Below are 26,097 nucleotides of genomic sequence, written 5' to 3'. Positions count from 1 at the left end.
CGAAATACAACAAAACCTCTTTATACTACACTAAAACGATTAAATTCTTTTTTCACATAAAACGCCATATCATCTTAATCTTCTTTTAACTTTCCCCAAACCATCACACACCATATGCCACTTGCACAAAACACCACTAACCGGCCAAACATTACCCAAATACATCAATAATTTTATTAACTTAATAAAAAACACACTTATTAAACTGATTTTTCGCCAATGTCCTCTTTAGAAGAAGTTATCGCCAGAATGGATTTGATTGTAGCGGATTGCAGCAGCAAAAAAAGCCGGATTGGCTACTTTGCAATTTTGTACAGACAAGTTACCAAAAGGATAAAAGAAGGGATTGACCGTGGAGAATTTGAAGATAATGCCCGTATGGAACGGCTTGACATAAATTTTGCGCAGCGTTTTTTTGACGCCTATGATCATTATTTGTCAAATGACCCCACTAGTAAAAGTTGGCTGTGCGCTTTCGAAACAAGCGAAAAAACCGGCAAAGTCATCCTCCAACACCTCCTATTGGGCATAAACGCTCACATCAACCTTGACCTCGGCATCGCCACAGTCGTGACCATGGGAGGTGGACAGTTAGAAGACATAAAAGAAGACTTTGACAAAATAAACATCATTTTAGCCAGCATGGTCGACGGTGTCAAAACCAATCTTTCCATCATCTCACCTTTATTTGGTTTTTTGATTCAATTGGCAGATGGGAAAGATGAACTCCTGCTTAATTTCAGCATCCAAATTGCCAGGGACGGAGCATGGGAATTTGCTCAGGAATACCGCATTGCCCCAGACACCAACCAATGCCTTTCGGTCCGCGATCAAGCCATCTACCGGATAGGAGACAAAATCGCCAACCCCGGGAAATTATTTGGCTGGGTAGTATTTATCATTAACCTGACTGAATGGAAATCCATCCCGCAAGTGATGGATCGACTTGAAGGCATCGCACGAAAGTCCACTCCAAACAACCTGCGGACGGCCAATTTATAAACGCAAAAGAGGGGGCATGGCCCCTTTGTCCTCCTAACCTTCTACACCCTGCTCCATCTCTCCGAGTCTTCTTTCCAAAAGCTCCATCTCCGCTCTGGTAATCAGCTCATCACGGTGGAGCTTCTTTTGGATTTTAGCTGCGGTCTCAGAACTTATCGTTTTGTCAAACACCTCTACTCTCCGCGTACTCTCTTCCTCGTTTTTGTATTTCCTTTCTTTGGCATACACACTTACCGCACTTTCAGATTGGTCCAGCACCTCATCATACGGCCCTTTTCCAGCCATTAATTTCACCATAACCGGAGCCGCTTCCATCGCCACAAAAAGTAACATGATAAAAATATTGGCCCAATATACCGCTTGACTCTCCGAGGTCAACTGCGACAAGGCATGGATTCGCGCGGCTAAACCATCATATTGATCAATAGCCGCTTGCTGTTGCTCAAACACTTCCTGCTTTCGCGCCATTACCGCTGCCATTTCCCGCTCATGTTCATCAATTTTCACCCAATTCCTTTCCTGCAATTGCTCCAAATCACGCTGGGCCGCATCCAATTGCTGCTCTTTCTTTTCGGCGTTAACCCCCAGTCCCACAATGCCCGTAGTTCCCGGTGTTTTCACTCCGAAACGTTCGGCATCATACTCCTCTTGGAGCTGGTCGCGGAATGCTGCTTTTGCGGCAATTTCATCTCGCAATTGTTCGTTTTCAGTCTTCAAGCGGGCAATTTCAGGATAAGCCATTTCCAAATTATCCTTTGCCTCCTGCATCTCCAGCACCTTCTGCTCACTTACTTTTTGATCAATCTCCTTTTCAAAAATCTTCAACTCCAAAGGCTTGGAAATCACCAAGGCCAAAAAAACAGCAAGCAAAAGACGTGGAAAGGCCAGTTTCCATTCGGCCCAAAAACGTTCCTTTTTTCGCATACTCGAAACGATAAAACGATCCAAGTTAAATATCATAACACCCCACACTGCTCCAAAAGCCACTGCCCAGTACCAACTTTCAAAAACCGTATACAGCGCATACCCTGCGGACAATGCGGCGAGCACTCCTGTAAAGAACACCGTCCCACCGATTCCTACATATTTATTAGTCTCGGTGGGACATTTCTTTAGAATGGCAATATTGGCCCCACTGCAAAACCAAAAGAATGCTTTCATTTTCTCCATGGACACTAGATTTCATTTGATAATTCCCTTCACCTTTGCTCAAAAAACGAGCAACTCTTCAATGAAATTACCGGCCACAGGGTGTATCCCATAATTAAAGTGACGAAATCGGCCAATCCTGCCACCAATCAATGGTATTTTGGGTCAAAAAAAACTTTACTGCAACCCACATAACGTGTAAAAGGCGCTGCCCAAAAAACGAACAAGTCCTTCATGTGTACGGAAATGTGTTCAGAAATGAAAACTTACAGCACACCACTTTCAGTTTACCTACCATTTCTCCTTTTCCAATATTTTTAGTTATTTACATCACAAACCATCAAAGAAACCATCCCATTAAAATGACCATCTCACGTTCCCATCTCCGATTCCTTTGCGTTTTATGCAGCTTACTAATGACAGGACTCATTCAGACAGCTTTCGCCCAGGATAATCCCGTTAAATTTCAAGAAGAAGTCGATCAGATCGTTTCTGACACCCCAGTTCCACCTGGCGACATTTACCTTTTTACGGGAAGTTCCAGTGTAAGAATGTGGAAAGACATCGGCAGCTATTTTCCAGAAGTCACCGTGGTCAACACGGGTTTTGGCGGATCACAGACATTTGAATTACTTCATTATGCCCAAGAACTGATCATCCGGTACCACCCGCACAAAGTGTTTATCTATGAAGGGGACAATGACCTGGCAAGTGGCAAAACGCCTGTAGCCATCCTGAAGACCATGCAAAAATTAGTGGGTAAGCTGCAGGCGGAACTTCCTGAAACAGAAATCGTCCTGATCAGCCCAAAACCGAGCCCTTCCAGGTGGCAGTTGAAAGAAGAATACGAAACCTTAAACCGTCTTTTAGAGGTGTATGCAGACAAAACCGGAGGGGTATCCTACGTCAATGTCTGGGACGTCGCCCTTAACAGTGAAGGAAAACCAAAGCCTGAGCTATTCCTGCAGGACAGCCTGCACATGACCAAACTCGGCTACGACGGCTGGGCAGAGATGCTTGCCCCGCACATTCCTTAATCGCTCATCTTGCCTACTGAAAAGCCAAATAGTTTGGAAAATCAACTGTGCTGATGTTACTTTGCATGACTTCAGGAAACTGATTTATACAGAAGAGGCGAGAGACCAGGCTCTGCGACCCTCTGGCAACCATTCGAGACAGCGAAAAGGTGCCAATACCTGCCCAAAAAAATTGAGGGAACTATAAATTAGACATTATGACCAATCTACCTTTTCACCGCTTTTTTCTCATCCCTTACCGGATTTCATTGGCCTATGCCATGCAGCTTCTCTATTGTTACGCAAAATCATTGAATCAAAAACTGAAAGATATTAAATACCATGTCCAATAAGCATTTTGAAACGGAAGCCGTCAGGATTGCGTCTTCCAAATCCAACCAACGGGAACATTCTGCACCCATTTACATGACCTCCAGCTTTACATTTGACAGTGCCGAGGAAGCACGGCAGATGTTTGCTGAGGAAATCCCCGGAAACATTTATTCCCGCTATGCCAACCCCAACAGCTCCGATCTGATCGAAAAAGTATGTGCAGTGGAAGGCACAGAGGACGGCATCGCCACGGCATCCGGAATGGCGGCAATGTTTGGCAGCATGGCCTCTCTTCTTGAGCAAGGTGACCATATCCTCGCATCCAGGTCCCTGTTTGGTTCTACCCACCAGCTGCTGACAAGGGTATTTCCGAAATGGGGCATTACGTCTACGTATGGAGATATTTCAGATATCGAAAACTGGGACAAGCTCGTAAAGCCCAACACCAAGATGCTGTTTATCGAAACCCCTTCGAACCCTGGCCTGGAAGTAATCGACTTGGAGTGGATCGGGAAATTTGCCAAAGCCCATAACTTGATCCTTGTGGTGGACAATTGCTTTGCGACGCCTTACCTCCAGCAGCCTGCCAAATGGGGAGCAGACATTGTGGCCCACAGCGCCACGAAATATATTGACGGTCAAGGCCGTGTTTTGGGCGGACTGATCCTTGGTAAGCAAGAATTGATCAAGGAAGTGCAGTTCTTCACCCGTCACACAGGCCCATCGATTTCTCCTTTCAATGCCTGGATCCTTTCACGAAGCATGGAAACACTCGCCATCAGAATGGAAAGACACTGCGCCAATGCCTTGGCAGTAGCCTCTTATTTCCAGGACAACAAGGAGCTAGAGTTTGTAAAATACCCTTTCCTAAAAAGCCATCCGCAACATGACCTTGCTAAGAAGCAAATGAAACATGGTGGCGGCATTGTCACGCTCACCCTGAAAGGCGGAATCGAGCGGGCGCAGCGGTTTATTGATGAGTTGCAAATGATCACCGTCACGGCCAACTTGGGAGATACCCGAAGTATCATCACCCACCCTGCCTCCACTACGCACAGCAAACTAACGGAAGAAGAACGGCAGCGTGTAGGAATTCTGCCAGGCTTGATCAGGCTTTCTGCCGGACTGGAACACCACGACGACATCATTGCCGACATCGAAAGGGCTTTGGAAAGATCAAAATAAGGTTTTCAGCCTACCTGTCCTGGGAAACTTTCTGCATAAAAAGTCAACCCATCATGAAAACACAACCTGTTTTCATGTGAGAAACATCAGTGAAGCGAAGCAGTTAAAAACTACTTCGCTTTTTTTTAACCAAAATAAAAGCCAGTGTTCATCACTGGCCTTTAGTTTATTACTCTGCTATTTCCTTTTCTTTTAACAAGGGCGAGGCATAATAATCTACCTCCAATGCCTCCAGCCTTTCAGTATGCTGGCGCAATCGATCCTTGTAACTATCCCAATTACGCTTGTCGGGTGACGTCCACGCAATCTCAGCGATCCCTATCAATCGGGGAAACACCATGTATTCGATATCATCCATCTTTTCAATGGTCTCCGTCCACAGCGGTGCTTCCACGCCAAGAATATCATCCTTACCGATGCCCTCCACCAATTCAGTAGGCTCCCACATATAGGCACTGTCCAGTTCTATATACGCTGCCCAATGCAGGCCCAACTGTGTGGTGGAATCATACTGCATATCCAGGTAAGCCTTTGTGGCCGGAGACATGAGCACCTTGGCACCTTGCTCCACAGCCATCTTGGCATTTTCTGCCTTGGCCCAAAACTGGGCAGTCGTGCTAGGCCGCAACGCCGCATGGGCTATTTCATCCCAGCCAATCGCCTGTTTATCATACGAATTCACGATATCCTGCACCTGCTCAATAAACGGAATATAATCTTCCAACGCCGTCACATGAGACTCATCTCCACCGATGTGGATATAAGGCCCAGGGGTCATTTCTACCAGTTCACGCACGACATCATCGATAAACTGATAAGTGACTTCCTTGTCCGTACATAGTGTACTAAACCCAACTTCAATGCCTGTATACAACTCTGGGGCTTCATCATCACAATTGAGCTCAGGATATGAGGCCAAAGCCGCATTGGTATGTCCCGGCATGTCGATTTCCGGCACAATGGTAATAAACCGCTCCTTTGCATACTGCACGATTTCCTTGTATTCTTCTTGGGTATAAAAACCTCCTTCGCCACCGCCTACTTCCGTGCTACCGCCAATTTCGGTCAGTTTTGGCCAAGACTTGATCTCTATCCGCCAGCCCTGGTCATCAGCCAAATGCAAGTGCAGATAGTTAAATTTATACATGGCCATCAAATCAATGTAGCGTTTCACATCATTGACATCAAAAAAATGCCTGGCAACATCCAGCATGCTTCCCCGATAAGCGTATACAGGATTATCTTCAATTTCCCCGGCTGGCACCTTCCAGGACACTCCTTCAATCGGCCCTTTTTCCTCGATGGCTAACGGTAATAATTGCCGAAGGGTCTGTACTGCCCAAAAAGCTCCCGCTGCAGAACCTGCCTTCACTTGAATATGATCGTCTTGCACATGAAGCTTATACGCCTCTCCACTACCTTCCTGCCCCAAAGAAATGTAATTCCCTGATTCCGGAAGTTCGTCGACCACCTGGATATTGTATCCCGTAGACTGATTGAGCAATGTGGCCAAAAAATCCGCCACCCCACGCATCTCTCCAGCATCCTGGGCCACGTGTATCTTGGTGGACTTATTGATTTCAAAAGCACCTTCTGCTTCATGCACCTTCTCCGGCAAGGGAATCAAAGCAGCAGCTGAAATTTTGGGATCTGGCTCACATGAAAACATCACGGTCAAGATCATTAGCACTACTGAAATTCCGCCTATTTTATGTACTGTCATCTTATATATATTTATTAAATAACTTTTCACAAACGTCTAACTTTTCTAATATTTTACCCAAACATTTTAATGATTGAAGAAACTTTTTCCAACACAACAAACATGCACTAAACAATAATTTAACGATTTAGCAACATTGTAAAGGCTAAATATCGTGTAATTTTCAGTAAGACACACCGCCATTCATCCGAAAATATAACCATTTGGGCTGAAAAACTACATTTTAGCTGGAAGTAAAAAAAGTTTTTGATAAATTGATTGACTTAAAAATTATCAAAAAAAAATTTCAACCGACAATATTACCCATGAAAGAACAAAAGCCACTCCAATCTGGCAATTCCAGAAGAGCGTTTTTGAAAGGCGCTGCCACTGCTGCAGCTGGATTTTATCTGGTCCCCAGACATGTATTGGGAGGCCCTGGTTTCACGGCTCCCAGTGACAAAATCGTTATCGCAGGTATCGGGGCTGGCGGAAAAGGCCAAAGCGACATCAACGCCATGTACCAAAGCGGTCATGCAGAAATCGGATATCTATGCGATGTGGACGACAGAAGAGCAGCCACTTCCCGTGAGCGCTTCCCTAAAGCCAAATATTACAAAGACTTCCGGGAGCTTCTCGAAAAAGAGCATAAAAACATTGATGCTGTAACGGTATCCACCCCAGACCACAACCATGCCGTCATCACCTTGGCAGCCATGCAGCTGGGCAAGCATGTTTACGTGCAAAAGCCCCTGACCCATGATATTTATGAAGCACGTATGCTCACAGAAGCTGCCGAAAAATACAAAGTGGTCACGCAAATGGGCAACCAAGGCTCCTCCGGAGATGGCGTCCGCCGAATGGTCGAATGGTACGATGCTGGACTGATCGGAGAGGCGACCAAGGTATGGTGCTGGACAGATCGCCCCGTATGGCCACAAGGCATCAAATGGCCAGAAAAAGGTACCACTCCCCCAAAAGAGCTGGACTGGGACCTTTGGCTGGGCACTGCTCCATATAAAGAATACGTAGACAATCTCGTTCCATTTAACTGGCGTGGATGGTGGGATTACGGTACAGGTGCGCTTGGAGACATGGCCTGTCATATTATGGAGCCACCTTTCAGGGCCCTCGGACTGGGCTACCCCACGGAAGCGGAATGCAGCGTAGGATCCGTCTATGTAGGCGAGTTCCAACGAGGCTATTTCCCTGACGGCTGTCCTCCTTCCTCCCATGTCACCCTTAAATTTAAAATGCCTAGCGGAAAAGACCTGGAATTCCACTGGATGGACGGCGGCATACAACCCACCCGACCAGAAGAACTTGGCCCTAACGAGCAAATGGGAGATGGTGGAAATGGCGTGATCATCGAAGGCACCAAAGGCAAAATGATGTGTTCCACCTATGGCATTAACCCAATGCTGCTCCCCACTTCCAGGGAAGATGGTGAAAAGGTCCCCAAAACTATCCCAAGAGTAGAAAATGGAGACAATGGTCACTATGCCCAATGGGTGAAAGCCTGCGTAGCCGGACATGGCAGCAAGGAGTTCAAAGAACTGAGTTCTCCTTTCTCTATTGCCGGGCCACTTACGGAGTCAGTACTGATGGGCAATCTTGCCATTCGTAGCTATGACATCAGAAAACCGCGTGAAGACAACGGATTTGACTATCCTGGCAGGGGAATCAAGCTTGTATGGGACGGACCAAATATGAAGGTTACCAATTTCGATGAAGCCAACCAGTTTGTCAAACGGGAATACCGAGGAGACTGGACCTTGAACGTATAAACAACTACCCATAGAGGCCATCACTTGACCACAAAGTCCTTCAAGGCAACTACCTGAAAAGTGCAGCAAAATCCCTGATCCAGGTACCTGTCTGATGAAGCATTGATGTGGATGAACGTGATGGCCTCTTTTTCTTTTAAAAATGCTTTAGACCTTAAAAAAAACACCTAACTTTAGTAAAAACACACTTGCACTATTTGTCATGAACATCCATTCGACCATCAAGACCAGGGAAAATTTCATCAAATTAATCAACGACATGACCTTGGATGAATTAAATAAAATCCCCGAAGGCTTCAACAACAACATCGCTTGGAATTTTGGTCATGTCATTGTCACGCAGCAAATCATTTGTTACAAACTATCCGGTCAAGAAATGTTGGTTCATGACCAATTGGTAGAAAAATACCGCAAGGGCACCAAACCGGAGGCTCCTATTAGCGCAAAAGAGCTTGAAGAGCTGAAAATCTTGTCGTTATCGACATTGGAAAGTTTCAAAAACGACCTGATGGCAGGTAGCTTCACGAAATATAGTGAATACACGACCAGCTTTGGGGTCACCCTAAAAAGTATTCATGAGGCAGTAGAATTCAATGGTATCCATGAAGGCATGCACCTTGGCTATGCCATGGCCCTTAGAAAAGCGGTACGGGCTTGACCACCATCTCTAGGGCCAAAGATATTTTTATTGCTCTCCAGGGATTTATTTAGTGGCTTCCTTACCTAAATACCGCCTTTCCCCTAACCCTTTCTCGTCAGGTTCCTGTTCTTTCAACACGGAATTCAGATCACTCAAGGCAGTAAAAATTCACCTTATGCGGGATCGCTTCGATTTTGACACAGTCTGTCGGAGGCATCACCTCTCCATCAATCTGAAAATCTGCACCATCTGGGTTTTCAATTTCAGCTTTATCAAAACTCCTGCATTTCACATGGGCGACGCGTTCTAAGGCGTCATTGAACATGGCGAAGGAAAGTCCTATAATCTCGTCCAGTCCCTCTGGATCCACGGTCACTACCTCAAACTTTCCATCACCAACCTTACCAAACGGATTGATCATGGCTCCAGTGCCATATCTATTACCATTGGCCACGACCAGCATCTTTGCGGTCACCTCTTCCTCTGTTCCATCTGCTTTGATGATAAACGTGTAGGACTTCATTTCCCTCAATTGCTCCAAGGAACTTTTGGCATAGGCCAACATCCCCCTGTGCTCCATGGTCGTGGATTTTTTTACCAATCCAGCGTTAAAGCCAAAATCACTGAGATGAATGCACAGCTCACCATTGATATCCCAAAGGTCCACCTTTTCGATTTTGCCTTTTTGGATGGCATAACACGCATCGGAAATCCCATGGATACCAAAGCCTGTCGCCAAGCCATTGGCAGATCCCAATGGAATAATCCCTACGGGAATATCCGTACCTAAAACAGCAGAAACGACCATCTTTATCGTACCATCCCCACCTCCTATCAGGATTCCATCCCACTTTTTCTCCTTTAACTGTTCTTTGATCTTCTCGGGATCATCCGATTCTCCTGTGGTTTCCCATACGGTGACCTCTATGCCATAAAGGTTATTGCTGAGGATTTCATTCACCTCAGCTCGATCGACCCCATCTCCAGAGATAGGATTAAGAATGTATAAAAACTGCTTGCTCATAGTACTTAAGATGATATAAACTCGTGCTGTTTGGCATGCGTGATCGCTTCTTGGCTGTTCTTCACAAAAACCATCTCTGGAGATTTATCAATTTCCTTCAATTCCTCCACCAGCATGGCCCGTCCCTCTTCATTATCATCACTCACCTTTCGAATATAGACAGATTTTATCCGCTCAGGGTAGGACTTGATCACATCGGCATACAATTCCGGATCATGCTGTCCACTGTCACCAATAAGAAAAAAACGCATGCCAGGATACATTTCCAGTAGCATTTTGATCTTTTCAAGTTTATGCTGGTGGCTGCCTCCTCCCGATTTCCAGATATTCTTCAAACTTAAATGCAGGTCCTGCAGAAGAATCGGCCCGGTAGGGATATGTCTAAACGCCAAAAAATCCTTGATCAAATCGAATAAATTCCAATCACTGCTGGAAACATAAAATATCGGGTGTTTTCCATCTTCGGTCAACGCCTTGTAAAATCCGCTCACCCCAGGAAATGGCCTTCGTGTAAACGCATTCTTCGAAACCGACAGCCATAGCTTTTTCCCAATATCCGTGGCATGGGAAATCAAAACAGTATCATCAATATCCGATATTACTCCGATCGGATAATTTTTTGGAAATTGACTTACCTTCAGGAAATTGTTTTTTTTCTCCGCTACCAATCCATCTTCCTCCAACAAGCTAAAACTCACCCGGTGTACAGATTCGGTTTGCTGGCTGACGGCATGAAACTCACAGCTGATAATCCCCTCTTCATCGCTGTACAACTCCTTTTTCTGGCCAAAATAAGTTACCAGCACCTTGGCGTCCGGCACGCTGCTTCCTGCATAGCGCCGAAGGGCCGCCACGATATTCTGAAGGCTGTTCTTTTTCTCGGAAGGCTTGCTTTGCTTATAGGCCTCCACCACCCTTCCCTTCACATAGATACAATCTTCATTCCCAAAAGCATATAATGGCTCAATTTTGATTTTGCCCAGTTTCCCGACTACTTTCTTTACTTTTCCAAATGTATAGCGGAAAGGGAACGTCAATAATCGTAAAATCATATTCTTGCCTTTTGTAAAGTTGCCTTTATGACTTACTCAATAATCATCCCAAAAAAAACCTTATTCTAAAGATACCTTTATTTTTAATAAAAATTATCCGAAATTAATGACTTTCAGCATCTTCACTGTTTTTCAAAACCTTTTTACATCATCATACCCATTTCCAATTTGAAAAAACTAACGACCTTTCTCCAACCCCCCATTCGAAAAAATGTTTTTTGGCCTCCCTTTCTGCTTATTCTAGCGGCCGTCGGCACCAGTCTCATCAATGCAGATTTTTTCGAATCCTCCATGGAAGGAATCAACAATTTCATCTTGGATCACTTTTCACTATTATTTTCCTACAGTTCCTTTGCCATGGTCATCACTTGTGCATTGGTGGGTTTCTCTCCCTTGGGTAAAGTACGCATAGGCGGCAAAACAGCCAAGCCCAAATTCAACCGCATCAGCTGGTTTTCCATTGTCCTGTGCACTACCGTGGCCGTCGGTATCCTTTTTTGGGGGAGCGCAGAACCTCTTTTTCACTATCTATACCCTCCTTCCTTCACGTCCAATCCCAGCGGTTCTGAAGCCGCAGCCCAATTCTCCATGGGCGCCATTTTCCTCCACTGGGGCCTGACCCCCTATGCCATTTACGCCATTCCCTCGTTGGGGATCGCATTGGCCATTTATAATACCAAGCTAACCTTTAGCCTTAGCAGTCCATTGGCACCACTAATCGGAAAAAAACACCGTCCGGTACTTGCTGCACTGATAGACATGATCTGTCTTTTTGCCTTGGTAGCAGGCATGTCCGCTTCCCTTGGCGCTGGCATCCTAAGCATATCTGGCGGGTTATCTGACCAATGGCCGCATTTAAATAGGACCTTCTTGCTGCCTGTGGTCACCTTGGTCATCATTTGCACCTTTATCCTTTCGGCCGCTTCCGGGATAGAACGCGGCATCAAAAACCTCAGCCAGCTAAATTTCTTCTTTTTTGTCCTGTTTAGCATCTTCATCCTTTGTATCGGCCCCACTAGCGCCATGGTGGATGCAGCATATTGGGGCATCAAAAGCTACCTTAAAGAGGTGCTCCCCCTTAGCTTACAGTGGGGCGATGTTCGAAACAGTGACTGGTCCCAATCTTGGTCCGTCTTTAATTGGGCCAACTGGATGGCTTGGGCGCCCATCACGGCCTTGTTCCTAGGAAAAATCGCCTATGGCCGTACAGTGAGGGAATTCCTGCTCTTTAACTGGTTGCTGCCGGCTGCTTTCTGCCTCTGCTGGATGAGTATCTTTGGAGGGAGTACCCTTCACTATGCCGCGCAAGACACCACCCTGTTCAAAAACCTGTTGGAAACCATTGGTCCTGAATCCATCATTTATCAAGTCTTTGGGGAAATCGGATTTACAAACCTCCTGCGTCCGGCCTTTGTGACCGCCATGTTTATCAGTTATGTAACGGCCGCAGACTCCAGCACAGAAGCCATGGCCTCCCTTAGTATGAAAAAATTCTCCTTGGAGCGCTTTGACTCGGACACCAATTTAAAAGTAATTTGGGGCACATTAGTGGGGCTGCTGGCTTGGATCATGATCACTTTTACTGGCATCGACGGCATCAAAATGCTGTCCAACCTTGGCGGGCTGCCCGCACTGCTACTGCTTTCAGGAATCACCATTAGCTTAAACTTCCTAATGTGGAATCCAACAAAATACCTCCATCGATAATCAGCAAACAGCCGAGTGCTATCAGGCAGTAGGGTCGTATTTTAATTTGCCTGCAACGTATAGGTACAGCACCTTGGAATACCGCAACATCACTGGCAGCAAGAGGATATTTGCCACCCCAACGGACACAAGGTAAACCCACAGTTCGGGATCATCAAAAACAAAATTAAGGATGATCATGACATTGATCACCAAGGCCACCGACAGGGCATAACTGATGTACATCGCTCCATAATAAAAGTCCGGCTCCGGCTCCAGTGAAGCATTACAGTGCGGACAATGGCTGTTGACCACAGAAAGTTTTTTAAAGCTGACCATCGAAACAGGAAACATATTGCCTTGATGGCATCTCGGACATTTTGCTGCCAAAATCGCTGCACCTTTGCTCTTCATATTCACCATTTTTTGCTTGCCCAAAGATAATAAAAAAAGCTGTCCCATCCGCTTGCGTCCGCGAGTTCCTTTCCCGTTTCCAGCATACTTATTCAGGACAAAACAGCTCTGTAGCCCCCCTCTTTTTTTTACATAAAACGCCATGTGAAATGTTTATTAAATAAACTTTATTGAGTTTGTTTAATAAACATTTATATTTGTAACACGATCACAAATCACTCATAATCATGTACGTTAACTGCCATTCCTACTTTAGCTTTCGTTACGGAACCATGCCGGTTCAGGAAATGGTGGATCAGGCAAAAAAGCTTGGCGTTAAAGCCATGGCCCTGACTGACATCAACTGTACAGCTGCGGTTTATCCATTTCTAAAAGCCACAAAAGCGGCCAACATTCATGGTGTTATCGGAATTGATTTCCGAAATGGTATTGACCAGCAGTACATTGGATTGGCCTTAAACCATCATGGCTTTTTTGAAATGAACCGGCATCTCTCTGACCATAAGGGGAAAAAGCGTCCCTTTCCGCAAAAAGCCCCCCAATGGCAAAACACAGCTGTCATCTACCCTTTCCCCCAACCCTATTTCAAATTAGGACCACGGGAATACCTGGGCATTCCTGCAGACCAACTGAAAAAAGCGCTTCGCTCCCCATGGATAGCAGAAAAGGATCGCTGGATCCTACTACAATCGGTGACTTTTCATTCCCAGCAGTCGTTTAACATCCACCGGCTTCTTCGCTGCATAGAGCTGAACATCCTGTTGAGTAAATTGCCTACTTCCGAGCAAGGCAATTTGTCTGATCGTTTTTACAGCACCTTGGAATTGGCCGAGCGATGTGCTCCACACTACTGGCTCCTTCAGCAAACACACGCCCTACTTTCCCGCTGTCGCTTTGAGCAGGATTATCAGCCAGTTGCAAACAAAAAGTCTGTCTATGGATCTGAGCAGGAAGACCTTGCCCAATTAACCGCCCTCACTTATCAAGGTGCCAAAAACAGGTATGGCACTCCCCTTTCCGAACGCCAAGAAACACGGATTTTAAAAGAACTGGACATTATCCGGCAGAAAGACTTTGTTTCATACTTTCTGATCAATTATGAAATCGTGAAATTTGCCCGCGAGCGGGGATTCTACTACGTTGGCAGGGGCAGTGGAGCGAATAGTATCGTGGCCTACTGCCTGAACATTACCGATGTGGATCCGATAGAGCTTGACCTATACTTCGAACGGTTCATCAACCTTTACCGCTCCACTCCTCCAGATTTCGACATTGACTTTTCTTGGCGCGACCGTGATGAAGTCATCCAGCACATTTTCCATAAGCACAACACCGAAGACCACGAACATGTCTGTCTGCTCGCCACACACAACACCTTTCAGATCAACTCCTCCATTCGGGAATTGGGAAAAGTCTTTGGGCTTCCCAAGACGGATATTGAAGCCCTCATCAATCACGTCGTCAAACCGGGCAACTATATTCCGGATCGTATTGGCGCCTTGGTGCTGAAATATAGCCAACTCATCCACGGGATGCCCAGCCATCTGAGCATCCATGCGGGAGGCATTCTCATATCGCAGCAGCCCATACATTACTATACCGCCACCGACCTCCCTCCGAAAGGCTTTCCTATATCGCACTTTGACATGGTCACCGCGGAAGAAATTGGTTTTGCCAAATTTGACATCCTTAGCCAGCGTGGCCTTGGCCACATCCGTGACAGCTTAGAGATTATCGAGAAAAATCAAGGCAAAAAAGTAGACATCCATCGGATAAAGGACTTCAAGCATGATGAAAAAATCAAACAACACCTGCGAAAAGGCCATACCATTGGGGCTTTTTATGTGGAATCGCCCGCCATGCGCATGTTACTGGCAAAACTTGAAGTAGACGAATACCTGGGACTGGTCGCGGCCAGCTCAATCATTAGGCCCGGCGTGGCCCGGTCCGGCATGATGCGTGAATATATCCTTCGGCATCGAAAACCTGAAATGAGGAAATCCAGGGCACACCCTATCCTCCACGACCTGATGCCGGAAACCTACGGCATCATGGTCTACCAAGAGGATGTCATCAAGGTAGCTCACTATTTTGCAGGACTGTCTTTTGACGAGGCGGATGTCCTAAGGAGAGGCATGAGTGGAAAATTCCGCTCTCGTGCAGCGTTTCTTAAAGTCAAGGAAAGCTTTTTTAAAAAATCCATGGAAAAGGGCCATGCCCCAAAAATCACCAGTGAAATATGGTTTCAGGTCGAAAGTTTCGCGGGATATTCATTTGCCAAGGGCCACTCCGCTTCATTTGCCGTCGAAAGCTACCAAAGCTTATACCTGAAAGCCCATTTTCCATTGGAATTTATGGTGGGGGTCATCAATAACTTTGGAGGGTTTTACAAAACGGAATTCTATATCCGTGAACTTCAAGGCTATCATGCCGACGTCCAGCTGCCCCACCTCAATGAAAGTGACTACCTCACGGTGATCAAAGGCACCACCGTCTATTTAGGGTTTATCCACTTGAAATACCTCCAAAAGGACATTACCAATACCATTTTACAAAACAGGGAAACAGAGGGGCCTTTTACGGGTCTCAGGGACTTTATCAATCGCATCGCCATCAGCCTCGAGCAGCTATTGATCCTGATCAGGATAGATGCTTTTCGATTTACCGCAAAGCGTAAACAAGAACTCCTCTGGGAGGCCCACTTCTTGACCAACAAACAAAAAAACAAACCCTCTACCAACCATCTCTTCCGCCAGATCAACCTTCGGGAACTCAGCATCCCCCATCTTGAGACCAATGATCCACGACAGGACATTCTAGATCAATTGGAAATCATGGAATTTTCCATCGCCGATCCTTTCTTATTGTTAAAAGCCCCACCGCATGACACCTTGAAAGCTCAGGACATTCCTTCGTATGCAGGAAAAGAGATTCGGTTGATGGGCTATTTGGTCACCGTAAAGTATACCCGAACCGTAAAAGGAGACATCATGAATTTTGGCACCTTTCTCGACAGGGACGGCCAATGGATAGATACCGTTCATTTCCCTCCTGTGATCAGACAATACCCCTTAACGGGGCGCGGCATCTATCTTTTGGAAGGAAAAGTCTCGGAAGAGTTTAACTTCTATACCATAGAAATCTCCAGCTGCAAAAAACTGGCCTACTGGAATGCTGCTGATGACCATCCCAATCCTGTCACCAACCAATCGCCCAAGACCTCAATTGACAACTAACGACTTCTTTCCTTTCTCTTATCGGCTATTCCTTCACCTTCAAGGCTTCCTGATTAGTCACTGGATTTGCATACATGGAAAGGAAATTCTTCACTGCCAATTCGTCCCGAAGATCTATGCCTTCCTTCATACGCTCTTGGAACTGATCACGCTCCAGGGCAGAGTACTCATCAGCAAACTGTTGGCTGTTGTGGAGCAAATCATGGGCTATATAATTGGTAGGCCACAGTTTATAATTACCAATAATCTTTTCATCGATCACTTCACTTAAATATTGGAGCTGTTTATTGGGCGATTCGCCGGTTTTGATGATTTTATCTATTTCATCATCCAAAGGCTTGTCCACATGGACATGAATATGCTTCTTTTGCCCCATGATCCCGTTCAAGATGGTATTGAAATCCTCGTTTTCATGCTTCACATACACTTCAGAACGGGATTTGGCCATCAGTTCTGGCATTTTCAATACATCGGTAGGATCATACTCATAGGAAATGGATACCGGTACGATATGGATATTTTTAAAATATTCCATTTCTCCAACCTCCCCTCTGGCCATGGAAATCATCTTTAGCACTCCCTTTTGAGTCGCATCATTTCCGTCTTTGGTACGTCCTTCCCGCTGGGCTATCCACACAGACCTGTTTTCATGGAAAAGCAAGTCTTGGATATACTCCGACATTAGCTTAGAACTCTCCAGGAGTTCCCGCGAAGAAAGTCCACGCTGCACCATAAAATTACGCGTCAGCTTAGAAAGTGTCTTTAACAATGGTCGCTTCACCAAATTATCGCCTATTGCTGAAGATGTCATCATCAGTCCATTATTATACAGGACATAGTTCAGCAAAGAAGTATCCAAGATAATATCCCGATGGTTGGAGATAAACAGGTACGGCACATGCTGGTCCAGCTGGTCCAGCCCAGAATAGCTCAGTCCTTCAGAACTGCGCTTAAGCACCATTTCTATGGCCGGATAAATAAAGTTAATCTGAAAGTCCCGAATGGAATGCGTCCTGTTCAGCTGTCGTTTCCATTCGCTTTCCTCCATTGCTGGAAAAGTGAAGTTCATGATCGCCTTCATCATGGGATCGTCGACAATCCCCCTGATGGCTTGATTCACTTCAGTATCATAAAACGGCCTTATATGATCAAATTTGGACATGTAGTTCTCATTTACAAAGTCGCAAAATACAAAAAATAATGCGTCATTGACCCATATAAGCCAACTTTAGTTAGACTCATGTAAGGAAACCCAACTAAAGTCAAAAAAAAAGCCATCAAATGATGGCCTTTCCCTATTTCTTTGTTCGGAAGTTTTTATCGTAAAGCTCAATACTCTCGTTTACAATTCTCATGGCATCTTCCTTACCGAGGAAGTCCTCCACTTTCACTTCTTTATTTTCCAGTTTTTTGTAATCTTCAAAGAACCGGTGAATTTCCTTCATCAAGTAAGGAGGAAGCTCATCGATATCATTGATGTAATTCACGGATTGGTCATCAGCAGCTACCGCAATGATCTTATCGTCTGCCTCTCCTCCATCAACCATTCTCATCACACCAATCACCTTAGCCTTTACCAAGGTCATGGAAGGAATGTCGATCTGCGACATGATCAAAATATCCAAGGGGTCATGGTCCTCGCAAAAAGTCTGCGGGATAAAACCATAGTTTGCCGGATAATGAACAGCAGAAAACAACACCCTATCCAGCATCAACATACCGGTCTTCTTATCCAGTTCGTATTTTCCTTTACTACCCTTCGGAATCTCAATGATGCCTTGAACATATTCAGGTGCTTCTTCGCCTATTTGGACATCATGCCATGGATTAATCATATTAAAAACTTTTTGTTACTTTATTTGTAAAATTTTACGGACGGCAAATTACTGCCATTTACGTAGTTAACAAAACAAAAAAAGCTGAATTTATTATATTTTTTGACTGTACTGTCATATTGGCTTATGTTTTGTCGTATAGGTGTTAAAACTGACTATTTCTTATGAAAAAAACGCTTTTAATTATCGCAGTCATCTGGGCAGGAATTGCTACGGCAAATGCCCAAACCACATCAGACAAAAACCATATTGCCGTCACTGGCAAGAGTGAAATCGCCATCAAACCTGACGAAGCTGTCATCAATGTGCATCTTAGGAACAAGGCCATGAAAGCGAGTGATGCTTCCAGTATGCTCCATAAAAAGACCAACCTCATTGAAAAACAATTAAAAAAGAGTAAAGCCAAAGACTACAAACTGACCACGAACAATTATAATGTCACTGTCAACAGGGTGTACACCAAAGGAACCAGTAAAGACAGCGGCTATGTCGCGAGCCAAACCATCAAAATCATCCTTCCAAACCCGCAGGAGGACCTGGTAAAAGTCGTGGAACTCCTCAATGAAAATGATGCGATCATGTTCGACGTCAATTTTTCTATCTCTGAGAAAATGACCAAAATGTATGAAGAGCAGCTCCTCGAAAAAGCACTCCAGGACGCCCAAGAAAAAGCAAGCCTTATTGCAAAAACAATGTCCTTGGGGAAATTGTCTGTAGCCACTATCAACTACTCCTCCAATGCCCCCATCACCTTCCCAAGACCTGTACAAATGGCCTATATGAGAATGGAGAAAAACATGGCCGCTGAAGCCGCTCCATCATTCTCTCCTGAGGAACAAAAACTTACAGACGAGGTGCAGGTAGTCTTCAGTTTTAAGCAATAGGGAATACATACTCCCCGATAAAACTTGATATCAAAAAAACGAAAATTGCTTCTCTGTGCTTACAGAGAAGCAGTTTTTCTTATAAGGAAGGAATGGTGATCTTAAAGAGGGTCCCATAACCCACCGCCGAATCCAATTCAATGGTGCCTTTCAGCTGTTCTACAGACTCCTTGACCATGTAAAGGCCTATACCAGAGCCGACATTTTTCTGGGTGGCCCGTTGAAACAACTCAAAAACATCCGATTGGTATTTTTCATCAATGCCAATCCCATTATCTTTCACTTGAATAACGGCCTTTCCATCTTTTACATCCACCCCAATCTTAATGTACTTTTCCGGATTAATTTCCTGTTGGAATTTATAGGCATTGCTAAACAGGTTATTGAAAATCACCCTTAATTTAGCTTCATCTGATCGAAACCGTTCCTCTTGGTTAATGGTTGTTTCTACATCCACCGCCGTAAGGTCCCATTTATTTTCGTACGCCTCGTACTGCTGGGCTAGAAGTTCTTCAAAATTTATATTGGTGACCACATTATCAATCTTGGTAGAGCGATAAAAGTCAAGCATCTTATATATAAAATCATCCAGCTTTACCGTGGCGGAGTCGATCATTTCAAAATATTCCAAAATGGTCCGATCATCGCATTCCATTTTAGCCAGTTTTGATACGCCCGAAATGCTCATCAACGGCCCTCTCAGCTCATGTGACAAGCTATAGACAAATTGGTTCATCTCGGAGTGCATCTTTTCCAGACGGGCATTCTTTTCTTTTAATTCTTGACGGATAAAATAGATATCAGCCGCATTCTTGATGGCGTTTTTGATCTGCTCTATATTCCATGGCTTATCAATAAACCGATAGACTTCGCCTTTGTTAATCGCATCAATTACACTGGAAATATCCGAGTACCCTGTCAATAAGATCCGGATGGGCTCTGGTTTAAACTTCACCAATTGCTCAAAAAATTCCACACCGGTCATTCCCGGCATCCGTTGGTCAGCAATAACGACATGAACATCTTCTTGCTGAGCGATAACGAGTCCCTCTTCAGCATTCAGGGCAGTAAAAATCTTAAAATCCCTTCTTAAACTTGCTTTGAAGGAGTTAAGGTTGTTATGCTCATCGTCTAGATATAAAACATTTATCTTACTACTCATTACGTGCTGTTTTTTGATAAATTGGCAAAGTGATCACAAAAGACGTCCCCCTTCCTTCTTCAGAGAACACCTCCAGTGTACCTTGGTGGTTTTCAATAATTTTATAAACTATGGACAGCCCTAACCCTGTCCCTTTCCCAACTTGCTTGGTCGTAAAAAACGGTTCAAAAATCCGCTCCTTAACGTGATCGGGCATTCCCGGTCCATTATCCTTAATTTCGATCCGTACCCAATCCTTATCCACCACGGAAGTTAGAATTTCCACCAGCGGATGTTCATTGTTTTCTTGCTCTTGCAGGGCTTGAATGGCATTACTGATAATGTTCATAAACACCTGATTTATCTTCCCTGCCAAACACTCGACCATCGGAATTTCACTGTAGTGTTTTTCCACATTTACACGGCCCATTGCGCTGTTCAGCAAAATCATGGTGCTGTTCAACCCATCATGCAAATCCACCTTTTTCACATCCTGCTCATCGACCCTAGAGAACAATCTCAATCCCTTTACGATTTCAACTGTCCGCTTGGCACCTTCTTCCATTCCCCTCAGGAGCATGTCGATTTCTTCCACCAAATAAGAGAATTCTAAATCCTCTTCCAGGTCATTGAGGGCCTTACGAGTGGCTTCTGAGAACTCTTCTTTTCCTTTTTGCCTGTACTCATCCACGATCTCCAAAACATCATGAAGATCACGCTTCAATGGCGAAATATTAGAGCTTACAAAATTTATTGGATTATTGATTTCATGGGCAATCCCTGCCGTAAGCTGCCCTAAGGACGCCATTTTCTCCTGATTTACCAATTGCGTTTGTGTATTTTGAAGATTTTTCAATGTCAGTTCAAGCTCTTCGGTCCTTAATTTAACTTTTTCCTCCAAAATAACATTCTGTTCCCGCACTAACCTTTCATTTTCTTTTAAAGCTTCCAGCTTTCCTTGCTGTTGTTGCTCCTTTTCTTTTTTAAGAATATTGATTCTATTGGCCAAAGCAAGTGAAAGCAAAATCGCCTCCAAGGCCGTCCCCACCAGCATCGGGAAACTAGCCAAATCCTGAAACACCTCGATTCCCATGTTTTTCAGTACAAAAATCACTACGCCAATCAAAAAGAAGGACCAAGCTATCAGAAAATATAATGCCGGCCGATAGCCACTCTTAGCAGCCATGATTGCCGATAGAAAAAAGAAAACCGCCACTAACATCCCCGCAAGGTCCGTCAACCGGTAACTCAGTTCGACAAATGAAAAAACCCTAGTAAAAAGCACCAGTCCATAGATCACACCAATACCCAACAATACCTTATCGAGTTTGGGAATAATAATTTTTGTTTTAAGAAAAGTCCGGATAAAGGTCACTGCAAATATCCCTGATACCGCTGAAAACAGGACGGCACTTACCTCAAAAAACCGATAGTTATCACCAAACAGGAACAGTTTCGAATATCCCGCAAGAGATAATTGGGCCAACGAAATAAAAAGGATATACAAACAATACACCAGATAAACCCTGTCACGCACTGAAAAGTAGAGCACGAGGTTGTATAAAAATAATGCCAGCATAATCCCGATGTATATATTTGCCAGCAACATCCTCCTGGAATCCATTTCCTCAAAAACACTTTCTGCATAAATGGACGTCTCAAAAGAAATCGGTTCCTCAGAATACAATTTAAAAACAAGGTCTCCCGTCCCGAGATTATCCACTAAAAAAGAGGGAGCCAAATGACTATTTAATCCATCCCCAATAATTACTGTTCCTTTCTTTCCTTGGGAAACATAAGTCCCTGAGAAATCCTTGACAAACAATTCCAAGTACCTAAGGGTAGGATTTTTTACTTCAAGGAAAAACGGCTCTTTAGTTCCCAACTCCTGAACATCTGCAAAAGCACGGACATAAACCGTATCAGAGCGCATTCCTAGATTCAACAATTCATTTGTAGAAAAATCCTTTAGGACAGTAGCAGCATTTAAATCGTCATTCTTTATTTCAATCAACTCGTAATTATTGATCTTTACATTTTTATTTTGTGCACCACCTTTCTGATTTGAGCAACTGAAAAGCGCAAGAACAATCAGTGGCAGAAGAAGGATGCGCCTTCCAAAACAGATTTTTGTGAACTGTGATTTCATATCAACTTCAGGTCTCCAAATCATACAATATTGTAAATTCTCCTTTGGGGCTGGTTTCATTTGCTGCGTGAACCGGATTATTCTTCAAATAAAAGATTTTCTCTTTTTCCTCATCATTTGCATTGGGTAAATCTTTCAGGTTTTTGATATCCAAAATCGTAGCGATCAACCCCTCCTTTGGATACAGGAATGTTCCACTATCTCCCAGGCCTTCTATAATTCCAAAACCCAGTTTTTGGCAATTTTCCAAAGTAAACGGAGAGCAAAATCCCATAAGGCATTTTAGATTAAGCAATGATGCCACTGCAACACCTGCGCGTATTAGAAAAATACTTCCGATGCCATAACCGGCAACCTCTTTGGAATTCCATACCCCGCATAACTCAGCCACTTCCAAATCTTCGAATTGGGACATATATTCCACTATCCGCGTGTCCTTTTCAATAATAGCAGGCTCCAATGGTAGGTTATAGTTTCCACTCTTTATTTGCACCCTACCTCCACCAAACACTTTCGAACCATCTTCAGATTCCACCACCAACAGGTACACGTTTGGATTTTCTGCCCATGAACGGTCTGCCGAAGTGACCTTGGTCACACCATAGGATTCCAAGACGGAAAAATGCCCGTCAATATATTTGTTAGTAGTAGTAGTATCACATATAGATCTGACTGCCCGTATCCTTACCCTCATTGCTTACGACTAATTTATGGCGTCCAAATCTACATAAAATCTATTGGAGGGGACATTCTGATCAAGCAGTATCATTCTAGCATAATGAGCTCCCATAGCTCCTCCCATAATTACAGAAGAAGCCAGCTGAGGCCACGTAGTAATCGTTTTACCAATTTCGCTCATACTATATTTCAATCTTTCGGATAATTGCTCAAAATGCAAAATCGCCAACAATATTTCCCTATAATTATCCGCTAATTTATCAAGCAATTCCGTTTCATTCCCAAATTTACTCAGATAACCATGAAAAATAGGTCGTTTGGGATCAAGATCAAAACGTTCTATATCCATCATCCCCCTATCACTAGTATCCATAATCACCGGTATTTGTTTTGCTTTTGCCATCAATCTACTCTTGATTTTAACGGGCAGACTATCACATTCTTCCACCAGCAAATCTATTCCTCCATCCCTAGTAAAAAAATCTTCAATATTTTCATCTGAAATACCTTCATCATAAATGGTCACTTTAAGAAATGGATCTATTTCTGCTATTTCCCTAGCCACTACCCATACTTTCTTCAACCCCAAGCTGTATAGCCCTGTTCGGATCCTGTTCATATTGCTAAGCTCAAGGGTATCGAAATCAGCAATACGCAATTCCCCAAATGATCTCTCCATGGCCAAACTCAATGCAACACTTTGTCCCACAGAAAGCCCAATGACTCCAATCTTTTTCGTATAAAGACGTTGTTGCTCCTCATCCTTGATCTTATACCGGTTTCTTGACGTCCGCAGGTTTATGAAATCCTCTTTAGCTAAAATACGAATTAATTGCCTTCTCCAAGGATAATAAACCCAGTTTCCGTATTGATCCCGCGGGTGCTCGTTGAAAAAGGAAACGGTTTGATGACGCAATTCCTTCTCCTCAAATTTCTGCGAAGGATGTGCGATTTTGATGAGCTCCGCTACTTGAATGTCTAGCTGATCAATTTTCTCAACGCCCCCATTTCCCAATAAACGACGTAAAGCCTCCCCTTGAGGCCCTTGGGCATCAGCGGGAATAATTAACGCTTGATAGTTGCCATCAAACTCTTCAATGTCCTGTAAAATCATTTATTTTATTGGTGGTTCATTAGGTAATTAAAGCAAGTAAAGTTATATTATTGATCGCAGAAATAAATAAAAAATTGCATTTTTTGCAGAACCTCTCCGCAATTGATCTAAACAGAATTGTTAAAAAAGAGTTTGAATAAGTAAATTACGTCTATATTTGTATTATAATTCAATAAAATATTGAAAGACTCAATCACCATAAACCACTCATATTTCTACCAGAGTATTGCCCTAAACCGAATACCCAATGAGTGAAGAAGCTAAAGATAAGATCCGAATCCTGTATGTGGATGATGAAGTGAACAATCTCCAGGCCTTTAAAGCTACCTTCCGGAGAGAGTTTAAGATTCATTTGGCTGAATCTGCTGCCAAAGGCAGGGAAGTATTGGCCGATAATGACATTGACATCATCATCACTGACCAACGCATGCCAGAAGAAACTGGTGTGGAATTTCTTGAATCCATCATTGACAAACATGCTGAACCGATCCGTATTCTTTTAACTGGCTATACAGATATTCAAGCTGTCATTGATGCGATCAACAAGGGCCAAGTATATCACTATCTGACCAAGCCTTGGGAAGAGGAATACATAAAAACAGTCATTAAAAATGCCTACGAAGTTTATTCATTGAGAAAAGAAAACAAGAAATTGACAGAAGATCTTCTTAAAGCCAATGAGCAACTTGAATTTTTATTAAGGCAGAAACTTTTATCCTAAAAAAGAGATCCCTATTGATAATAATCACCCATAAATCTTTGTAGGACTTTCTTTAAATTAAATTGATCCATAGCAAAATCTCAGCCATCTATTCGATGCCATTGCCTAATTGTTAAAAAGGTCACATAACCTAGTACCTGGCTGCCAGTAGTAATTGGAGTTCCTTATGGGTCATTTGAAATTTTCTGGCCAGATGGGCATTGGTAAGACTTCCCCGGTAGGTGTAAACCCCTTTCATAAACCATTTGTAATTAAATATCATCTCCTCTGCACCTCCAAGGTCAGCCATTTGCAGTAAAATAGGAGTAAATATATTACTTAGTGACATCGAAGCCGTACCCGAAACCCTCGAAGCGATGTTGGGCACACAGTAGTGAATAATATCGTACATGCTGTAAACTGGCTCGTTGTGAGTCGTCATGCGGGACGTTTCGATACAGCCTCCTTGGTCTATGCTTACATCGATCACCACGCTTCCGGGCATCATTTCGGCTACCATTTCCTCTGAGACCACTACCTTGGCACGCCCCTTTTCACCCCTAAGTGCCCCTATCACCACATCGGCTTTTTTTAGCGCCTCACCTAAGGTATAATTGTCGATGGTAGACGTATAGACCTGTTGTCCCAGCAACTGTTTTATCCTCCTGAGCTTATAAAGGTGATTATCAAAAATCTTAATGCTGGCTCCAAGGCCTAGCCCCGTCCTCGCCGCATACTCGGCGACCGTGCCCGCACCTATGATGACCACGTTGGTAGGTGGTACTCCGGTAATCCCTCCTAAAATCAATCCTTTACCGCCTTTTTTGGCGCTGCTGAGGTACTCTGCTGCTATCAGCATCACCGAACTACCGGCTATTTCACTCATCGCACGTACCACGGGCATTCCGCCTACTTTATCTTCAAGGTGCTCAAAAGAGACTGCAGTGATCTTTTTTCTGTTGAGGGCATGGATATAATCAGCACTTTGCTTTCCCAGCTGAAGGGCAGAAATGAGGCAGCTTCCCGGCTTCATAAAACCAATCTCCTCTTCAGTAGGCGGCTCTACTTTCAGCACCACCTCCGCTTCAAATGCCTCCTTGGAAGAATAAACTACCTTTGCACCTGCATCTGAATAGGCCTTATCTGAAAACTTGGAAGGCTTCCCCGCACCGGACTCCACCATCACCCGCTGGTTATTATTGACCAATAACGCAACAGCTTCTGGTGTCAGCACCACTCTTTTTTCTTGCAGCTCCGCTTCTTTGGGAACTCCTATCAAAATCGAATGGTCAGAAGTTCCGGTTTTTGCCAAGGATTCCTGCGGATAGATTCCTGCCTCTTTACTTATCTCAGCCATTTTAGCCCCCATC

The 26,097-nt window shown here is 44.1% G+C and carries 21 protein-coding genes and 1 riboswitch; of the genes, 9 read left to right on the top strand and 12 right to left on the bottom strand.

The annotated features are described in order from the left end of the window. The first annotated feature begins 219 nt into the window (after positions 1 to 219). Positions 220 to 1,002, top strand: a complete 783-nt coding sequence (locus ECHVI_RS11145) for a DUF5995 family protein (protein ID WP_015266093.1) — start codon at positions 220 to 222, stop codon at positions 1,000 to 1,002. Positions 1,003 to 1,035: 33 nt separating this feature from the next. On the opposite strand, the gene ECHVI_RS11140 is transcribed toward ECHVI_RS11145, so the two are convergent. Then, entirely contained in the window at positions 1,036 to 2,172 is a 1,137-nt protein-coding gene (locus ECHVI_RS11140; protein ID WP_015266092.1) for a DUF4407 domain-containing protein, read from the bottom strand. Between the two features lie 395 nt (positions 2,173 to 2,567). Here ECHVI_RS11140 and ECHVI_RS11135 point away from each other — a divergent pair, with 395 nt between their 5' ends. Together ECHVI_RS11135 and ECHVI_RS11130 are read left to right on the top strand one after the other, a co-directional pair. Next, positions 2,568 to 3,188: a GDSL-type esterase/lipase family protein gene (locus ECHVI_RS11135; protein ID WP_157501351.1), complete on the top strand. Its 621-nt coding sequence runs from the start codon at positions 2,568 to 2,570 to the stop codon at positions 3,186 to 3,188. A gap of 81 nt (positions 3,189 to 3,269) precedes the next feature. Next, positions 3,270 to 3,378: riboswitch (SAM riboswitch) on the top strand. 131 nt (positions 3,379 to 3,509) lie between these two features. Further along, positions 3,510 to 4,685: an O-succinylhomoserine sulfhydrylase gene (locus tag ECHVI_RS11130; RefSeq protein ID WP_015266089.1), complete on the top strand. Its 1,176-nt coding sequence runs from the start codon at positions 3,510 to 3,512 to the stop codon at positions 4,683 to 4,685. Positions 4,686 to 4,854: 169 nt separating this feature from the next. On the opposite strand, the gene ECHVI_RS11125 is transcribed toward ECHVI_RS11130, so the two are convergent. Further along, a complete protein-coding gene (locus tag ECHVI_RS11125) occupies positions 4,855 to 6,408 on the bottom strand; it encodes a beta-N-acetylhexosaminidase (RefSeq protein WP_015266088.1) in 1,554 nt (517 codons plus the stop codon). Between the two features lie 305 nt (positions 6,409 to 6,713). Between ECHVI_RS11125 and ECHVI_RS11120 the strand changes: the two genes are divergently transcribed. Both ECHVI_RS11120 and ECHVI_RS11115 read left to right on the top strand, forming a co-directional pair. Next, the gene (locus ECHVI_RS11120; protein ID WP_015266087.1) at positions 6,714 to 8,174 is read left to right on the top strand and encodes a Gfo/Idh/MocA family protein; all 1,461 of its coding nucleotides are present in this window, start codon (positions 6,714 to 6,716) and stop codon (positions 8,172 to 8,174) included. 202 nt (positions 8,175 to 8,376) lie between these two features. Beyond that, positions 8,377 to 8,832 (top strand): DinB family protein, encoded by a 456-nt coding sequence (locus ECHVI_RS11115; protein WP_015266086.1) that lies wholly within the window; start codon positions 8,377 to 8,379, stop codon positions 8,830 to 8,832. A 130-nt stretch (positions 8,833 to 8,962) separates the two neighbouring features. Here ECHVI_RS11115 and ECHVI_RS11110 read toward each other — a convergent pair whose 3' ends face one another. Together ECHVI_RS11110 and ECHVI_RS11105 are read right to left on the bottom strand one after the other, a co-directional pair. After that, positions 8,963 to 9,838 (bottom strand): diacylglycerol/lipid kinase family protein, encoded by an 876-nt coding sequence (locus tag ECHVI_RS11110; RefSeq protein WP_015266085.1) that lies wholly within the window; start codon positions 9,836 to 9,838, stop codon positions 8,963 to 8,965. A gap of 5 nt (positions 9,839 to 9,843) precedes the next feature. Next, on the bottom strand, positions 9,844 to 10,890 hold the full coding sequence (locus ECHVI_RS11105) for an App1 family protein phosphatidate phosphatase (protein ID WP_015266084.1): 1,047 nt from the start codon (positions 10,888 to 10,890) through the stop codon (positions 9,844 to 9,846). Between the two features lie 168 nt (positions 10,891 to 11,058). Between ECHVI_RS11105 and ECHVI_RS11100 the strand changes: the two genes are divergently transcribed. Next, on the top strand, positions 11,059 to 12,597 hold the full coding sequence (locus ECHVI_RS11100) for a BCCT family transporter (protein WP_015266083.1): 1,539 nt from the start codon (positions 11,059 to 11,061) through the stop codon (positions 12,595 to 12,597). Between the two features lie 21 nt (positions 12,598 to 12,618). On the opposite strand, the gene ECHVI_RS11095 is transcribed toward ECHVI_RS11100, so the two are convergent. Continuing rightward, positions 12,619 to 12,990: a DUF983 domain-containing protein gene (locus ECHVI_RS11095; protein WP_245553484.1), complete on the bottom strand. Its 372-nt coding sequence runs from the start codon at positions 12,988 to 12,990 to the stop codon at positions 12,619 to 12,621. 227 nt (positions 12,991 to 13,217) lie between these two features. Here ECHVI_RS11095 and ECHVI_RS11090 point away from each other — a divergent pair, with 227 nt between their 5' ends. After that, positions 13,218 to 16,226, top strand: coding sequence for a DNA polymerase III subunit alpha (locus ECHVI_RS11090; RefSeq protein ID WP_015266081.1), 3,009 nt, complete (start codon positions 13,218 to 13,220; stop codon positions 16,224 to 16,226). A 25-nt stretch (positions 16,227 to 16,251) separates the two neighbouring features. Here the strand turns inward: ECHVI_RS11090 and ECHVI_RS11085 are convergent, their stop codons facing one another. Together ECHVI_RS11085 and ECHVI_RS11080 are read right to left on the bottom strand one after the other, a co-directional pair. Next, on the bottom strand, positions 16,252 to 17,388 hold the full coding sequence (locus ECHVI_RS11085) for a 1-acyl-sn-glycerol-3-phosphate acyltransferase (protein ID WP_015266080.1): 1,137 nt from the start codon (positions 17,386 to 17,388) through the stop codon (positions 16,252 to 16,254). A gap of 133 nt (positions 17,389 to 17,521) precedes the next feature. Continuing rightward, positions 17,522 to 18,061, bottom strand: coding sequence for an inorganic diphosphatase (locus ECHVI_RS11080; RefSeq protein ID WP_015266079.1), 540 nt, complete (start codon positions 18,059 to 18,061; stop codon positions 17,522 to 17,524). A gap of 164 nt (positions 18,062 to 18,225) precedes the next feature. Between ECHVI_RS11080 and ECHVI_RS11075 the strand changes: the two genes are divergently transcribed. Next, entirely contained in the window at positions 18,226 to 18,945 is a 720-nt protein-coding gene (locus ECHVI_RS11075; protein WP_015266078.1) for an SIMPL domain-containing protein, read from the top strand. A gap of 79 nt (positions 18,946 to 19,024) precedes the next feature. Here ECHVI_RS11075 and ECHVI_RS11070 read toward each other — a convergent pair whose 3' ends face one another. Genes ECHVI_RS11070 through ECHVI_RS11055 form a run of 4 tightly spaced genes read right to left on the bottom strand, consistent with a single transcriptional unit; the run spans position 19,025 to position 24,027 of the window. Continuing rightward, positions 19,025 to 20,107: a hybrid sensor histidine kinase/response regulator gene (locus tag ECHVI_RS11070; RefSeq protein ID WP_015266077.1), complete on the bottom strand. Its 1,083-nt coding sequence runs from the start codon at positions 20,105 to 20,107 to the stop codon at positions 19,025 to 19,027. Beyond that, complete coding sequence (locus tag ECHVI_RS11065; protein ID WP_041738568.1) at positions 20,100 to 22,235, bottom strand: 7TM diverse intracellular signaling domain-containing protein; 2,136 nt, start codon at positions 22,233 to 22,235, stop codon at positions 20,100 to 20,102. Before ECHVI_RS11065 ends, ECHVI_RS11070 begins: the two co-directional genes overlap by 8 nt. Positions 22,236 to 22,242: 7 nt before the next feature. Beyond that, positions 22,243 to 22,929, bottom strand: coding sequence for a hypothetical protein (locus tag ECHVI_RS11060; RefSeq protein ID WP_015266075.1), 687 nt, complete (start codon positions 22,927 to 22,929; stop codon positions 22,243 to 22,245). Positions 22,930 to 22,938: 9 nt separating this feature from the next. Continuing rightward, a complete protein-coding gene (locus ECHVI_RS11055) occupies positions 22,939 to 24,027 on the bottom strand; it encodes a ThiF family adenylyltransferase (RefSeq protein WP_015266074.1) in 1,089 nt (362 codons plus the stop codon). A 247-nt stretch (positions 24,028 to 24,274) separates the two neighbouring features. Between ECHVI_RS11055 and ECHVI_RS11050 the strand changes: the two genes are divergently transcribed. Next, positions 24,275 to 24,748, top strand: a complete 474-nt coding sequence (locus tag ECHVI_RS11050) for a response regulator (RefSeq protein WP_015266073.1) — start codon at positions 24,275 to 24,277, stop codon at positions 24,746 to 24,748. A 130-nt stretch (positions 24,749 to 24,878) separates the two neighbouring features. On the opposite strand, the gene ECHVI_RS11045 is transcribed toward ECHVI_RS11050, so the two are convergent. Further along, on the bottom strand, positions 24,879 to 26,096 hold the full coding sequence (locus ECHVI_RS11045; protein WP_015266072.1) for an alanine dehydrogenase: 1,218 nt from the start codon (positions 26,094 to 26,096) through the stop codon (positions 24,879 to 24,881). Position 26,097: the final 1 nt, after the last annotated feature.

It is taken from the genome of Echinicola vietnamensis DSM 17526 (assembly GCF_000325705.1).
GTDB lineage: Bacteria > Bacteroidota > Bacteroidia > Cytophagales > Cyclobacteriaceae > Echinicola > Echinicola vietnamensis.
This window is presented reverse-complemented; position numbering and strand designations above follow the sequence as displayed.